We start from the raw sequence: 14,076 nt of genomic DNA on the forward strand, positions 1-14,076 counted from the left end.
TGTGTCGGAACTCACTTGGCCGTGTCCGCCACGAGCCGCTCGACCGCGTCCACGGCCTCGCCGACGGCGGCCGGGTTCTGACCGCCGCCCTGGGCGACGTCCGGCTTGCCGCCACCGCCGCCGCCGAGGGTCTTGGCGGCCGTACGCACCAGGTCGCCCGCCTTGAGGCCGCGCTCACGGGCGGCCTCGTTGGTGGCGATGACCGTCAGCGGCTTGCCGTTGTTCACGGTGAACAGGGCGACGACGGCCGCGCGTCCGCCCTGGATGCGGCCGCGCACGTCGAGGACCAGCCTGCGCAGGTCGTCGGCGGTGGTGCCGTCCGGGACCCGGCCGGTGACGACCGCGACGCCGCGGACGTCCCTGGCGGAGCCGGCGAGGCCGGCGGCGGCCTGGAGCACCTTCTCCGCGCGGAACTTCTCGATCTCCTTCTCGGCGTCCTTCAGCTTGCCGAGCATGGCGGAGACCTTCTCCGGAAGCTCCTCGGAACGCCCCTTGATCAGCTCCTGGAGCTGCGCGACGACCGTGTGCTCACGGGCGAGGAAGTGGTAGGCGTCGACGCCGACGAGGGCCTCGATGCGGCGTACGCCGGAGCCGATGGACGACTCGCCGAGCAGCTTGACCAGGCCCAGTTGAGCGGTGTTGTGGACGTGGGTGCCGCCGCACAGCTCCTTGGAGAAGTCGCCGATGGTGACGACGCGGACCCGCTCGCCGTACTTCTCGCCGAACTCGGCGATGGCGCCCTGCTTCCGGGCGTCCTCGATGCCCATGACCTCGGCCTGGACGTCGAGGTCGCGGGCGAGCACCTCGTTGATCTTCTGCTCCACGTCGGTCATGACGGCCGTCGGCACCGCCGAGGGCGAGCCGAAGTCGAAGCGGAAGCGGCCGGGCTGGTTCTCGGAACCGGCCTGGGCGGCCGTCGGGCCGAGGGCGTCGCGCAGGGCCTGGTGGGTGAGGTGCGTGGCCGAGTGGGCGCGGGCGATGGCCGTGCGGCGCCGCGAGTCGATCGAGGCGTGGGCGGAGGCACCGACGGTGACCTCGCCGACCTGGACGACGCCCTTGTGGACGTAGACGCCCGGGACCGGCTTCTGGCAGTCGCGGACCTCGATGACGGCGCCCGTGTCGACCTTGATGCGGCCGGTGTCGCCGATCTGGCCGCCGCCCTCGGCGTAGAACGGGGTGCGGTCGAGGACGATCTCGACCTCGTCGCCCTCGCTGGCGGCAGGGGAGGACACGCCGTCGACCAGGATGCCGACGACGGTGCACTCGCCCTGGGTGTCGGTGTAGCCGGTGAAGTCGGTCTCACCGACCTTGTCGGCGATCTCGCGGTAGGCGCCCGCGCCGGCGTGCCCGGTCTTCTTGGCCTGGGCGTCGGCCTTGGCGCGCTCCCGCTGCTCCTTCATCAGCCGGCGGAAGCCGTCCTCGTCCACCGACAGCCCCTGCTCGGAGGCCATCTCCAGGGTGAGGTCGATCGGGAAGCCCCAGGTGTCGTGGAGCAGGAACGCCTTGTCGCCGGCGAGGACCGTGCCGCCGGCGGCCTTGGTCTCGCCGACGGCGGCGTCCAGGATGGTGGTGCCGGCCTTGAGCGTCTTGAGGAAGGCGTTCTCCTCGGCGACGGCGACCTTCTCGATCCGCTCGCGGTCGGTGACCAGTTCGGGGTACTGCCGGCCCATCATCCCGATGACGGTGTCGATGAGGTCCAGCACGACCGGGCCCGTGGCCCCGAGCAGGCGCATGTTGCGGATGGCGCGGCGCATGATGCGGCGCAGCACATAGCCGCGGCCCTCGTTGCCGGGGCTGACGCCGTCGCCGATGAGCATCACGGAGGTGCGCATGTGGTCGGTGACGACGCGCAGCGAGACGTCCGAGTCGTGGGCGTCGCCGTAGGCGACACCGGTCAGCTCGGTGGCCTTCTCGATGACGGCCATGGAGGTGTCGATCTCGTACATGTTCTGCACGCCCTGCAGAATCATCGCGAGCCGCTCCAGACCGAGGCCCGTGTCGATGTTCTTGCTGGGCAGCTCGCCGAGGATCTCGAAGTTGTCCTTGCCGACGCCCTCGCCGCGCTCGTACTGCATGAAGACCAGGTTCCAGATCTCCACGTACCGCTCGTCGTTGACGGCGGGGCCGCCCTCGGCGCCGAACTCGGGGCCGCGGTCGTAGTTGATCTCGGAACAGGGGCCGCAGGGGCCGGGGACGCCCATGGACCAGTAGTTGTCCTTCATGCCGAGGCGCTGGATGCGCTCCTTCGGCACCCCGACGACCTCGTGCCAGATCCGCTCGGCCTCGTCGTCGTCCTGGTAGACGGTGATCCAGAGCTTCTCCGGCTCCAGGCCGTAACCGCCCTTGTCCTGGGGGCTGGTGAGCAGCTCCCAGGCATAGGTGATGGCGCCTTCCTTGAAGTAGTCGCCGAAGGAGAAGTTGCCGCACATCTGGAAGAACGTGCCGTGCCGGGTGGTCTTGCCGACCTCTTCGATGTCCGGCGTGCGCACGCACTTCTGCACACTGGTGGCGCGGTCGAACGGGGGCTTGACCTCGCCCAGGAAGTAGGGCTTGAAGGGCACCATGCCGGCGGGGACGAGCAGCAGAGTCGGGTCGTCCGCGATGAGCGACGCCGAAGGGACGACGGTGTGCCCGCGCTCCTCGAAGAAGCTCAGCCAGCGGCGGCGAATCTCGGCCGACTCCATCAGTGGTCCTCATTCCGGTTGGGCGAGTACGTCGTGCTGTCGATGACGTACGTCTTGTGCTGGGTGCGGTTCTCGATGGCGGGGTAGCGCCGGGGTGCGGGGAGTTCGGGATCCTCGTGGATGCCCAGCGCCTCCCCGAGCTCGGCCTCCCGCCGGGCCATGTTGTCGCGGACGTCGACGGCGAAGCCCACCGCCCGGTCCTTGATGCGGTGACCGGTCTCGATCGCCTTGTTCGCCGCGCTGACGGCCAGGCTCTCGGGGGTCAGCTGCTTCAGCTTCCGGTTGACCTTGGTGGTGGCCCACACACCGGCGGCGACGCCCGTGCTGAACCAGAACGTACGGCGGAACATGCTGGCTCTCAGTCCCTCTTCCCGCGGAGGTTGCGCTTCTCGCGCCGGGCGCCGGGCACGGTGCGGCCCACGACGGTGCGCCGGGCGGGCGCGGCGGGCTCGTCGTCCTTGCGTCCGCCGAGCGCCCGGCGGACGCCGTAGCCGAAGGCCGCGACCTTGACCAGGGGGCCGCCGAAGGTGGAGGCGACGGTGGTCGACAGCGCGGAGGCGTTCGATGTGACTTCCTGGACGTCGGAGGCGATCGCGTCGACCCGGTCGATCTGGGTCTGCGCGGAGCGCACCGCCGAGGAGGCGTCCGCCAGGAGGGGCACCGCCTGGTCGGTCACGTCCGCGACGAGCTTGGTGGTCGCCCTGAGCGTCTGCGCCAGCCTCGCCAGCGCGACGGCGAGGAAGGAGACCAGAATCGCCCAGAACACGGCCACCAGGATCCCGGCAACCTCTCCACCGGACACTGTGCGCACCCGCTCCCTGAAACGTGCCACTACATCGGTCTGCATCGAAAAAGTCGTGCGCCGAGCCTATCGCGCCGGGGGTGCCCCACCGCACCGGATTACCGCCCGCGCGGGCCCGGGTCGCCGGGACGGCGAAAGCCCGCCGTCCCCCCGCCCGGAGAGGCGGAAGGACGACGGGCTCAGGCGCGGGAGTCCTGCGGCCGCCGGGGGATCAGCGGGCGTAGTACTCGACGACGAGCTGCTCGTCGCAGATCACCGGGATCTCCTTGCGGTTCGGCTCGCGGTCCAGGCGGAACGCCAGGGCCTTGAGGTTCACCTGGAGGTAGCGCGGGGTCTCGCCGTCGGGGGCGAAGCCACCCTCACGGGCGATGGAGAAGAGGGTCTTCTCGCGGCTGCGCTCGCGGACCATCACGACGTCGTCGGGACGGACGCGGAAGGACGGCTTGTCCGTCTTCTGGCCGTTGACCTCGATGTGGCCGTGCACGACCATCTGGCGGGCCTGGTAGATGGTGCGGGCGATGCCCGAACGCAGGACCAGGGCGTCGAGACGGCGCTCCAGCTCGATGATCAGGGCCTCGCCGGTCTTGCCCTGCACCTTGGAGGCACGCTCGTAGGCGCGCACGAGCTGACGCTCGGACACGTCGTACTGCGCACGCAGACGCTGCTTCTCCAGCAGACGGACCTTGTAGTCCGAGTTCTGCTTGCGGCCGCGGCCGTGCTCACCCGGCGGGTAGGGACGGGCCTCGAAGTACTTGACGGCCTTCGGGGTCAGCGCGATGCCGAGGGCACGCGACTTCTTGACCTTGGGGCGGGACTGGTTCGCCACTTCTTTTCCTTTTCTCATTCGGCTGCCTCAGGGTTACGGGAGGTCGCCGTCCGCAGCCGGGGATTCCCGGCAGGTCCGCGGGGGACTTGCCAGGCAGCCGTTCCCTGGTCTGGGCACATACGTGCAGCACACGAACGGCCCACCGGCCGGTCCCGGAATCCCGGGTGGTGGTGGGCTGCCCGCGACACCTACGACGGTGCGCGACGCTCCTGGATCGAAGATCCGGCTGGATGTCCCGCCTGAGGCGCCGGCCGGGGGCCGGACACGGGACGCAGCACTGCGGCGGAGTCTACAGGGTGCTCAGGACCGCCCGCGACCGAGGTGCTTCCTGGTCCAGTCCACGGCGTCGGCGTACCGCGACTCGCCGCCGTGCCGGGTGGGGGTGTAGTACGCGCGGTCTTTGAGGGCGTCCGGCGCGTACTGCTGTTCGGCGATGCCCTCGGGGAGGTCGTGCGGGTACACGTACCCCTGCGCGTGGCCGAGCTTGGCGGCGCCCTTGTAGTGGGCGTCGCGCAGATGGGCCGGGACCGGTCCGGCCAGTCCCTTGCGGACGTCCTCCAGGGCGGCGCCGATCGCCGTGGTCGCGGCGTTGGACTTGGGGGCGAGCGCGAGGGCGATGGTGGCGTGGCTGAGGGTGAGGGCCGCCTCCGGGAAGCCGATCATGGCGACGGCCTGGGCGGCGGCGACGGCGATCGGCAGGGCGTGGGGGTCGGCGAGGCCGATGTCCTCGCTCGCGGAGATCATGAGGCGGCGGGCGATGAAGCGGGGGTCCTCGCCGGCCTCGATCATCCGGGCCAGGTAGTGCAGGGCCGCGTCGACGTCGGAGCCGCGGATGGACTTGATCAGGGCGCTGGCCACGTCGTAGTGCTGGTCGCCGTCGCGGTCGTACTTGACGGCGGCGCGGTCGACCGTCTGCTCCAGGGTCGCGAGGGTGATCTCGCTCTCCCCCTGGTCCAGGGCGGCTCCGGCGGCGGCCTCCAGCGCGGTCAGGGCCCGGCGGGCGTCCCCGCCGGCGATCCGCACCAGGTGCCCCTCGGTGTCCTCGGGGAGGCCGACGGCGCCCTTGAGGCCCCGCTCGTCGGCGAGCGCCCGGCGCAGCAGGCCCCGGACGTCGTCGTCGGTGAGGGGTTCCAGGGTGAGCAGGAGGGAGCGGGACAGCAGCGGGGAGATGACCGAGAAGTACGGGTTCTCGGTGGTGGCCGCGACCAGGGTCACCCAGCGGTTCTCGACGGCCGGCAGGAGGGAGTCCTGCTGGGCCTTGCTGAAGCGGTGGATCTCGTCGAGGAAGAGGACGGTCTCCTGGCCGTAGCCGCCGGTGGCGCGGCGGGCGGCCTCGATGACCGCGCGCACCTCCTTGACCCCGGCGGTGATCGCGGACAACTCCACGAAGCGCTTGTTGGTGGCCTTGGAGACGACGTGGGCGAGGGTGGTCTTGCCGGTGCCGGGCGGCCCCCAGAGGAACACCGAGGAGGGTCCGGCGGGCCCCTTGGCCCCCTCGCCGACCAGCCGGCGCAGGGGGGAGCCCGGTTTCAGCAGGTGCTGCTGGCCCACCACCTCGTCGAGGGTGCGCGGGCGCATGCGCACGGCGAGCGGACTCCCCGCGGGGTCCTTCTCCTGGCGTTCTTCTGCGGCGGCGGTGAACAGGTCGGGCTCCACGTCGGCAACCCTAAAGGACGGCACCGACAATCCGGCCGGGCCCCCGGTGGGGGCTCAGCTGGTCCAGAAGTCCCACCAGCGGGTCAGGACCAGCATGCCGATGATGCCGATGTGCAGGACCGGCATGACCCAGGTGAACTCGCCGAAGAAGCTCCTGAGCCACCTCGGCGCGGGCAGGAAGCCCTGGCGGACGTTGAACGAGGTCACGTACCAGAACATGGTGATCGTCGCGACCCAGGCGAGGCTGCACCACAGGCACAGGGCGTTGATCCGGTACAGCGACTGGAACATCAGCCAGGCGCAGAAGACCACGCCGAACAGCGTGCCGGCGTTGAACGTGAGCCAGTACCAGCGCGGGTAGCGGGCGCGGGCGAGGAGGCTCACACCGACGCAGATGACGATGCCGTAGGCGACCAGGCCGAGCATCGGGTTGGGGAACCCGAAGGCGGCGGCCTGCTTGCTCTCCATGACGCTGCCGCAGGAGACGACGGGGTTCAGGCTGCACCCGGGCGTGAAGGTCTCGCCCGCGACCTTCGCCTCCAGCAGCTTGAACTTGTCGATCGTGATGACCCAGGCGGCCAGCAGCCCGGCCGCGCCCGTGATCATCAGCATCAGGGCGAACGCGCGGCCGCCGCCCACCGAACCCGGTGCGGCCTCGGCCCGCTCCGCCTCGGGCTCGGTGGAGACGTCCTTGACTGTCGTCTTGCTCATCACGCCGATTCCGTCACTTGAGAGTTGGAATTTCCCCGGACACGGCACATTGTGCCGCACGCGGCCGTGTGCTCACCGTTCGCTGCGCATAAGGAAATGCCCGCGGCCCCGCGCGGACGACTGGTTCCGGACACCCCCGGAACAGCGAAAAGAGGGGGATCCCCGCGGATCCCCCTCTCGTCGGAATTCAGCCCAATCGGGCTTCCAGTTCCGCGACGATCTCGTTGACGCCGATGGCGGCCTGCTCCCCGGACTCCATGTCCTTCAGCTGGACGACGCCTTCGGCGAGATCGCGTTCGCCGGCCACCACGGTGTAACGGGCGCCACTGCGGTGGGCGTTCTTCATGGCGCCCTTGAGGCCCTTGGCGCCGTAGGAGAAGTCCGCCGCGATGCCGACCTTGCGCAACTCGGTGACCTTGGCGAACAGCACCCGGCGGGCCTCCTCGCCGAGCGGCACCGCGAACACGCTGGTGGGCGCGGGGACGTCCACGGTGATCCCCTCGGCCTCCAGGGCGAGCACCGTGCGGTCGACGCCGAGCGCCCAGCCGACGGAGGGCAGCGCGGGGCCGCCGATCATCTCGGACAGCCCGTCGTAGCGGCCGCCGCCGCCCACCGCGGACTGCGCGCCCAGACCGTCGTGGACGAACTCGAAGGTCGTGCGCGTGTAGTAGTCCAGGCCGCGCACCAGCCTCGCGTCGTCCTCGAAGGCCACGCCGGCCGCCGTGATCAGCTCGCGGACCTCCTCGTGGTACGCCTTGCAGGCGTCGCACAGGTAGTCGCGCAGCAGCGGGGCGCCGGTCAGCTGCTTCTGGACGGACTCGCGCTTGTCGTCGAGGACGCGCAGCGGGTTGATGTCGATGCGCCGGCGGGTGTCCTCGTCGAGGTCGAGGGCGCGCAGGAAGTCCTGGAGGGCCGCGCGGTAGACCGGCCGGCACTCCGTGTCGCCCAGGCTGTTGAGCAGGATGCGGAACTCACGCAGGCCCAGCGAGCGGTACGCCTGGTCGGCCAGGATGATCAACTCGGCGTCCAGCGCCGGGTCCTCGGCCCCGATCGCCTCGGCGCCGACCTGGGAGAAGTGGCGGTAGCGGCCCTTCTGGGGGCGCTCGTAGCGGTAGTAGGAGCCCGAGTACCAGAGCTTGACCGGCAGGTTGCCCGCCTTGTGCAGGTTGGCCTCCAGGGCCGCGCGCAGGACGGAGGCCGTGCCCTCGGGGCGCAGGGCGAGCCGGTCGCCGCCCTTGGTCTCGAAGGCGTACATCTCCTTGGTCACGATGTCGGTGGACTCGCCGACCCCGCGCGCGAACAGCTCGACGCTCTCGAAGCCGGGCGTCTCGATGTAGCCGTAGCCGGAGGTGCGCAGCGGGGCGGCGATGGCCTCACGGACGGCGAGGTACGCGGCCGAGTCCGGCGGGATCAGGTCGTACGTGCCCTTGGGGGCCTTGAAGGTGCTCACGGGAGTTACTCGTCACATTCCTCGTCGGGGAGCCTCCTGGGCTCCCGGGCGGGCGGCCACCTGCCGCAGATAGGGGTTGGTGGCGCGCTCCTGGCCGATGGTCGTCTGGGGGCCGTGGCCGGACAGCACCACGGTCGAGTCGTCGAGCGGCAGGCACACGCGGGCCAGCGACTTCAGGATCTCGGTCGTGTCGCCGCCGGGCAGGTCGGTGCGTCCGATGGAGCCGGCGAACAGCAGGTCGCCCGAGAACAGCACGGGCGGGACGTCCGCCGCCTCGGGCAGGCCGAAGGTCACCGACCCCCTGGTATGGCCCGGCGCGTGCGCGACCGTCAGCTCCAGACCCGCGAGTTCCAGCTTCGAGCCGTCGGAGAGCTCCCGGACGTCGTCCGGCTCCCCGATGGTCAGTTCGCCCATCAGCTGCATCCCGATGGAGCGGCCGAGCGCCTTCTCGGGGTCGCTCATCATGTACCGGTCCTCGGGGTGGATCCAGGCCGGGACGTCGTGCGCCCCGCAGACCGGGACGACCGAGGCCACATGGTCGAGGTGGCCGTGGGTGAGGACGACGGCGACGGGCCTGAGCCGATGCTTCTTCAGCGCTTCCCCGACTCCGGGGGCCGCTTCGTGGCCCGGGTCGATGATCACGCACTCCTCACCGGCGGCGGGGGCGACGAGATAACAGTTCGTCCCCCAGGCCCCGGCGGGGAACCCGGCAATGAGCACGATCGTCCTTCGTTTGTGTCGACAAGAGTGGTTTGTCGGCGGGCATCGCCTGTCGTCAGAGCCTACCGGCGCTGCCGATTCCACAGCGAACCCATATACGGTACGGGGCACACACGCAGGCAGTCGGCTCACTGAACGCACGCGTACCGTCGACACCCGACGCATGAGGAGAGAACCCGGTGGTCAGCCAGGAACAGCGGCGGCGTCAGCTCGCCCGGGAGAAGTTCTTGCGACAGCAGCAGCGGCGCACGGCCGCGCGGCGCAAGACGCGCACGCGGAACTCGGTGATCGCGGCGGCGCTCGGCGTCGTCATCATCGGCAGCCTCGCGCTGTACACGACCGGTGTGCTGAAGGACGACGGCTCCAAGAAGGAGAACGCGGGCGCGGAGGTCACGCCCAGCGCTCCCCCGACCAGCAAGGCGCCGGACCCGTGCGAGAAGCCCACGGCGGGCAAGCCCAAGACGGCCACCTGGAAGAAGGAGCCGACGCTGGCGATCGACAAGTCGGCCACGTACGGCATGAAGCTCGCGACGACGTGCGGTGACATAGACATCTCGCTGAAGACGTCGGCCGCGCCGCGCACGGTCAACTCCTTCGACTTCCTCGCCAGGAAGGGCTACTTCAACGGCTCGAAGTGCCACCGCCTGACCACCAACGGCATCTACGTGCTGCAGTGCGGAGACCCGACGGGCACCGGGACGGGCGGTCCGGGCTACACGATCCCGGACGAGAACCTGAAGGACAAGAGCCTCAAGAACAACACGTACCCGGCCGGGACCGTGGCGATGGCGAACACCGGGCAGAAGAACAGCGGCGGCAGCCAGTTCTTCCTCGTCTTCCAGGACAGTCAGCTCCCGCCCAGCTACACGCCGTTCGGTACCGTCTCCGCGTCCGGGATGAAGGTCCTCAAGAAGATCGCCGACGCGGGCGAGAGCACCGGTCAGGGCGACGGGGCGCCCAACGCGACGGTCGTGGTCAACAAGGCGACGGTCACGAAATCCTGACCCTCAACTGCGTAATTTCGGTCGCGCGGGATGCGGACAGGCAACCCGCCGGTCGCCTATGTTGGCCGTGACGAAACTGTGGACGATGCCCGGGGGAGCACCAGCCCCCCGCAGGCATCATGTGGAGGAGGCGCTGTGAGCAGCGACCCGTGGGGCCGCGTCGACGAGACGGGGACCGTGTACGTGCGTACGGCCGGCGGCGAGCAGGTCGTCGGCTCCTGGCAGGCCGGCACCCCCGAAGAGGCGCTGGCCTATTTCGAGCGCAAGTACGAGGGCCTGGTGGTCGAGATCGGCCTCCTCGAGAAGCGGGTGAAGACCACCGATCTGTCGGCCAAGGACGCGCAGGCCGCGATCGACCACATCCGTGAGCAGGTCGACGCCCACCACGTGGTCGGCGACCTGGACGCGCTGCGGGTGCGGCTCGACCAGCTCGTCGCCTCGGTCGACCGGCGTCGCGAGGAGCGCAAGGCCCAGCGGGCGAAGCAGTCGGACGAGGCGCGGCACTCCAAGGAGGCGCTGGTCGCCGAGGCCGAGGAGCTGGCGCAGTCCGACCAGTGGCGGGCGGCCGGTGAGCGGCTGCGGGCCCTGGTGGACACCTGGAAGGGCCTGCCCCGCCTCGACCGCAAGTCGGACGACGAACTGTGGCACCGCTTCTCGCACGCCCGGTCGGCCTTCTCCAAGCGGCGCAAGGGCCACTTCGCGCACCTGGACGCGCAGCGCGAAGAGGCCCGCAAGACCAAGGAGCGGCTGGTCTCCGAGGCCGAGTCGCTGTCCGGGTCGACCGACTGGGGTCCGACCGCGGCCCGCTACCGCGAGCTGATGTCGGAGTGGAAGGCCGCCGGGCGGGCCCAGCGCGAGCACGAGGACGACCTGTGGAACCGCTTCCGCGGCGCCCAGGACGTCTTCTTCGCCGCCCGCAGCTCGGTCTTCGCCGAGCGGGACGCCGAGCAGACCGAGAACCTGAAGCTGAAGGAGGAGCTGGCCGGCGAGGCCGAGAAGCTCCTGCCGGTCGGCGACCTGAAGGGGGCCCGTGCCGCCTTCCGCTCGATCAACGAGCGCTGGGAGGCCATCGGCCATGTGCCGCGCGACTCCCGTCCGAAGGTCGAGGGCCGGATGCACACCGTCGAGCGGGCCATCCAGGAGGCCGAGGAGGCCGAGTGGCGCCGGACCAACCCGGAGGCACGCGCGCGTGCCGCGGGGCTGACGGGCCAGCTCCAGGCCGCCGTGGACAAGCTGAGGGGCCAGATCGAGCAGGCGCGCGCCCAGGGCAACAACGCGAAGGCCGACAAGCTGGAGCGTGAGCTGGAGGGCCGCCAGGCGCTGCTGGACCAGGCCCTGAAGGGGCTGCAGGAGTTCGGCGGCTGACGCCGGCGGCACGTAGCACGACGAGGAGGGCCCCGTACCCGAGGTACGGGGCCCTCCTCGTCGTGCGGGGCGCGGTGCTACGAGCGGCTGCGCGCCGAGGTCACGCGGTAGACGTCGTAGACGCCCTCCACTCCCCTGACGGCCTTCAGGACGTGCCCGAGGTGCTTGGGGTCGCCCATCTCGAAGGTGAAGCGGGAGGTGGCGACCCGGTCGCGGGAGGTCTGCACGGCCGCGGAGAGGATGTTGACGTGCTGGTCGGACAGGACCCGGGTGACGTCCGACAGCAGCCGTGAGCGGTCCAGTGCCTCGACCTGGATGGCGACGAGGAAGACCGAGGACTGGGTGGGCGCCCACTCGACCTCCAGGATGCGCTCGGGCTCGCGGGACAGGGAGTCCACGTTCACGCAGTCGCTGCGGTGAACCGATACTCCGCTGCCCCGGGTCACGAAGCCGATGATGGGGTCGCCGGGAACGGGCGTACAGCAGCGGGCCAGCTTGACCCACACGTCCTCGACGCCCTTGACGATGACGCCCGGGTCGGCGCTGGAGCGGCGCTTGCGGCTGCGGGTCGGCGGGACCGACTCGTCGATCTCCTCCGTGGCCGCTTCCTCGCCGCCGAGGGCCTGCACGAGCTTCTGCACGATGTTCTGCGCGGAGACATGGCCTTCGCCGATCGCCGCGTAGAGGGCGGAGATGTCGGCGTAGCGCATCTCGTGGGCGAGGGTGACGAGGGAGTCGCCGGTGAGGATGCGCTGGATCGGCAGGTTCTGCTTGCGCATCGCCCGCACGATGGCGTCCTTGCCCTGCTCGATGGCCTCGTCGCGGCGCTCCTTGGAGAACCACGCCCGGATCTTGTTGCGGGCGCGCGGCGACTTCACGAAGCCGAGCCAGTCGCGCGAGGGGCCCGCACCGGACGCCTTGGAGGTGAAGACCTCCACCAGGTCGCCGTTGTCCAAGGTCGATTCGAGCGGTACGAGGCGGCCGTTGACCCGCGCTCCTATGGTGCGGTGGCCGACCTCGGTGTGGACGGCGTACGCGAAGTCGACGGGGGTGGCACCGGCCGGCAGCGCTATGACGTCGCCCTTGGGCGTGAAGACGAAGACCTCGTTGCGGGAGAGGTCGAAGCGCAGGGACTCCAGGAACTCGCCCGGGTCCTCGGTCTCCTTCTGCCAGTCCAGCAGCTGGCGCAGCCACGCCATGTCGTTGAGGTGGTCGTCCTTGCCCTTGCCGGAGGTCCTCGGGGCGTCGGTGCGGACCTTGGAGGCGCCGGCGACGGCCTCCTGCTTGTACTTCCAGTGCGCGGCGATGCCGTACTCGGCGCGGCGGTGCATGTCGAAGGTGCGGATCTGGAGCTCGACCGGCTTGCCGTTGGGTCCGATGACCGTCGTGTGCAGCGACTGGTACATGTTGAACTTGGGCATCGCGATGTAGTCCTTGAACCGGCCGGGGACCGGGTTCCATCGCGCGTGCACCGTGCCGAGGGCGGCGTAGCAGTCGCGGACCGTGTCGACGAGGACGCGGATGCCGACCAGGTCGTAGATCTCCGCGAAGTCCCGGCCGCGGACGATCATCTTCTGGTAGACGCTGTAGTAGTGCTTCGGGCGGCCGGTGACGGTGGCCTTGATCCGGGCGGCGCGCAGGTCCTGCTGGACCTCGTCGGTCACTATGGCCAGGTACTCGTCGCGCTTGGGCGCCCGCTCGGCCACGAGCCGGACGATCTCGTCGTACATCTTGGGGTAGAGGATCGCGAACGCGAGGTCCTCCAGCTCCCACTTGATGGTGTTCATGCCCAGGCGGTGGGCGAGCGGCGCGTAGATCTCCAGGGTCTCGCGCGCCTTCTTCTCCTGCTTCTCGCGCTTGAGGTAGCGCATGGTGCGCATGTTGTGCAGGCGGTCGGCGAGCTTGATGACCAGGACGCGGGGGTCCTTGGCCATGGCGACGACCATCTTGCGCACGGTCTCGGCCTGGGCGGCCTCGCCGAACTTGACCTTGTCCAGCTTGGTGACGCCGTCGACGAGGAGGGCCACGGAGTCGCCGAAGTCGCGGCGGAGCTGGTCTAGGCCGTACTCGGTGTCCTCGACGGTGTCGTGCAGCAGGCCCGCCATCAGGGTGGCCGGGTCCATCCCCAGCTCGGCGAGGATGGTGGTGACCGCGAGGGGGTGGGTGATGTACGGGTCGCCGCTCTTGCGCTTCTGGCCGCGGTGCCAGCGCTCGGCGACCTGGTACGCCTTCTCGACCTGGCGGAGCGTGGCCGTCTCGGTCTTCGGGTCGTTGCCGCGGACTATGCGCAGCAGCGGTTCCAGCACCGGGTTGTAGGGGTTGGAGCGCTGCACTCCGAGGCGGGCCAGACGGGCCCGGACGCGGTTGGAGGAGCCGGAGCGGGCGGGCTGGCCCGCGGAGGGGCGCGCGGGCGGGTTGACGGGCCGCTCGGGCGGGGCGGGCTTGGGTCGCGTCTGCTCGGCCGGCTTGTCGACGGGCGCCGACTGGGCGTGCTCGACCGAACCGCGCGTGTCGTTCTTCGGGTGCGGCGCGGTCGGCGCGGGCTTCGCCGTCGCCGCCGAGGCGGACTCGGGCTTGGCGGCGGTCAGGTGCTGGGCCTCGTCTGGCAAGAGGACTCCTCGTGCGCGATCCGGGTCCCCCGGTCAGGCTCCGGAGACCCCATGGTAGCGATCCTGTGCCCCAGGATCGCCTTCAGGCCGATGTGAGGGCCGTCTACCCACGGGGAACGCCTGAGCCCTCCGCTGGATTCCGCCGGTGCCGTGGGCCCAGGCCAGCGGGCGGTCCAGGCCGTCGCGGGGCTGCCGCGGGCGGGGCGGGGGGTGCCGTCGCCGGGCGGCCGACCGGGGTGAAACGCCGGT

The 14,076-nt window shown here is 70.4% G+C and carries 11 protein-coding genes; 2 read left to right on the forward strand and 9 right to left on the reverse strand.

Annotation, left to right across the window (positions count from 1 at the left end):
- Positions 1-11: 11 nt before the first annotated feature.
- The 8 genes from alaS to SZN_RS03580 all read right to left on the reverse strand — a co-directional run bounded on the left by alaS (position 12) and on the right by SZN_RS03580 (position 8,849).
- Positions 12-2,684 (reverse strand): alanine--tRNA ligase, encoded by a 2,673-nt coding sequence (gene alaS, locus SZN_RS03545; protein ID WP_007491485.1) that lies wholly within the window; start codon positions 2,682-2,684, stop codon positions 12-14.
- Positions 2,684-3,034: a hypothetical protein gene (locus SZN_RS03550; RefSeq protein ID WP_007491486.1), complete on the reverse strand. Its 351-nt coding sequence runs from the start codon at positions 3,032-3,034 to the stop codon at positions 2,684-2,686. The genes alaS and SZN_RS03550 overlap by 1 nt, the downstream gene beginning before the upstream one ends.
- 8 nt (positions 3,035-3,042) lie before the next feature.
- Entirely contained in the window at positions 3,043-3,486 is a 444-nt protein-coding gene (locus tag SZN_RS03555) for a DUF948 domain-containing protein (RefSeq protein WP_043727880.1), read from the reverse strand.
- Positions 3,487-3,697: 211 nt separating this feature from the next.
- Positions 3,698-4,312, reverse strand: coding sequence for a 30S ribosomal protein S4 (gene rpsD, locus SZN_RS03560; protein ID WP_007491489.1), 615 nt, complete (start codon positions 4,310-4,312; stop codon positions 3,698-3,700).
- 300 nt (positions 4,313-4,612) lie between these two features.
- Positions 4,613-5,968 (reverse strand): replication-associated recombination protein A, encoded by a 1,356-nt coding sequence (locus tag SZN_RS03565; protein ID WP_007491491.1) that lies wholly within the window; start codon positions 5,966-5,968, stop codon positions 4,613-4,615.
- A 54-nt stretch (positions 5,969-6,022) separates the two neighbouring features.
- On the reverse strand, positions 6,023-6,679 hold the full coding sequence (locus SZN_RS03570) for a vitamin K epoxide reductase family protein (protein WP_007491493.1): 657 nt from the start codon (positions 6,677-6,679) through the stop codon (positions 6,023-6,025).
- Positions 6,680-6,866: 187 nt separating this feature from the next.
- Positions 6,867-8,129, reverse strand: coding sequence for a histidine--tRNA ligase (gene hisS, locus SZN_RS03575; RefSeq protein WP_007491495.1), 1,263 nt, complete (start codon positions 8,127-8,129; stop codon positions 6,867-6,869).
- Between the two features lie 12 nt (positions 8,130-8,141).
- The gene (locus SZN_RS03580; protein WP_007491497.1) at positions 8,142-8,849 is read right to left on the reverse strand and encodes an MBL fold metallo-hydrolase; all 708 of its coding nucleotides are present in this window, start codon (positions 8,847-8,849) and stop codon (positions 8,142-8,144) included.
- A 179-nt stretch (positions 8,850-9,028) separates the two neighbouring features.
- Between SZN_RS03580 and SZN_RS03585 the strand changes: the two genes are divergently transcribed.
- Both SZN_RS03585 and SZN_RS03590 read left to right on the forward strand, forming a co-directional pair.
- Positions 9,029-9,853, forward strand: a complete 825-nt coding sequence (locus SZN_RS03585; RefSeq protein WP_007491498.1) for a peptidylprolyl isomerase — start codon at positions 9,029-9,031, stop codon at positions 9,851-9,853.
- Between the two features lie 135 nt (positions 9,854-9,988).
- The gene (locus tag SZN_RS03590) at positions 9,989-11,218 is read left to right on the forward strand and encodes a DUF349 domain-containing protein (protein WP_007491499.1); all 1,230 of its coding nucleotides are present in this window, start codon (positions 9,989-9,991) and stop codon (positions 11,216-11,218) included.
- Positions 11,219-11,295: 77 nt separating this feature from the next.
- On the opposite strand, the gene relA is transcribed toward SZN_RS03590, so the two are convergent.
- Positions 11,296-13,827, reverse strand: a complete 2,532-nt coding sequence (relA, locus tag SZN_RS03595; protein WP_007491500.1) for a GTP pyrophosphokinase — start codon at positions 13,825-13,827, stop codon at positions 11,296-11,298.
- Between the last annotated feature and the right edge of the window lie 249 nt (positions 13,828-14,076).

Origin of the sequence: Streptomyces zinciresistens K42, assembly GCF_000225525.1 — a bacterium.
GTDB classification, from domain to species: Bacteria; Actinomycetota; Actinomycetes; order Streptomycetales; family Streptomycetaceae; genus Streptomyces; species Streptomyces zinciresistens.

Coding starts and splice junctions, on each gene's coding strand:
- alaS (WP_007491485.1), bottom strand. CDS start 2,684: ATGGAGTCGGCCGAGATTCGCCGCCGCTGGCTGAGCTTCTTCGAGGAG.
- SZN_RS03550 (WP_007491486.1), bottom strand. CDS start 3,034: ATGTTCCGCCGTACGTTCTGGTTCAGCACGGGCGTCGCCGCCGGTGTG.
- SZN_RS03570 (WP_007491493.1), bottom strand. CDS start 6,679: ATGAGCAAGACGACAGTCAAGGACGTCTCCACCGAGCCCGAGGCGGAG.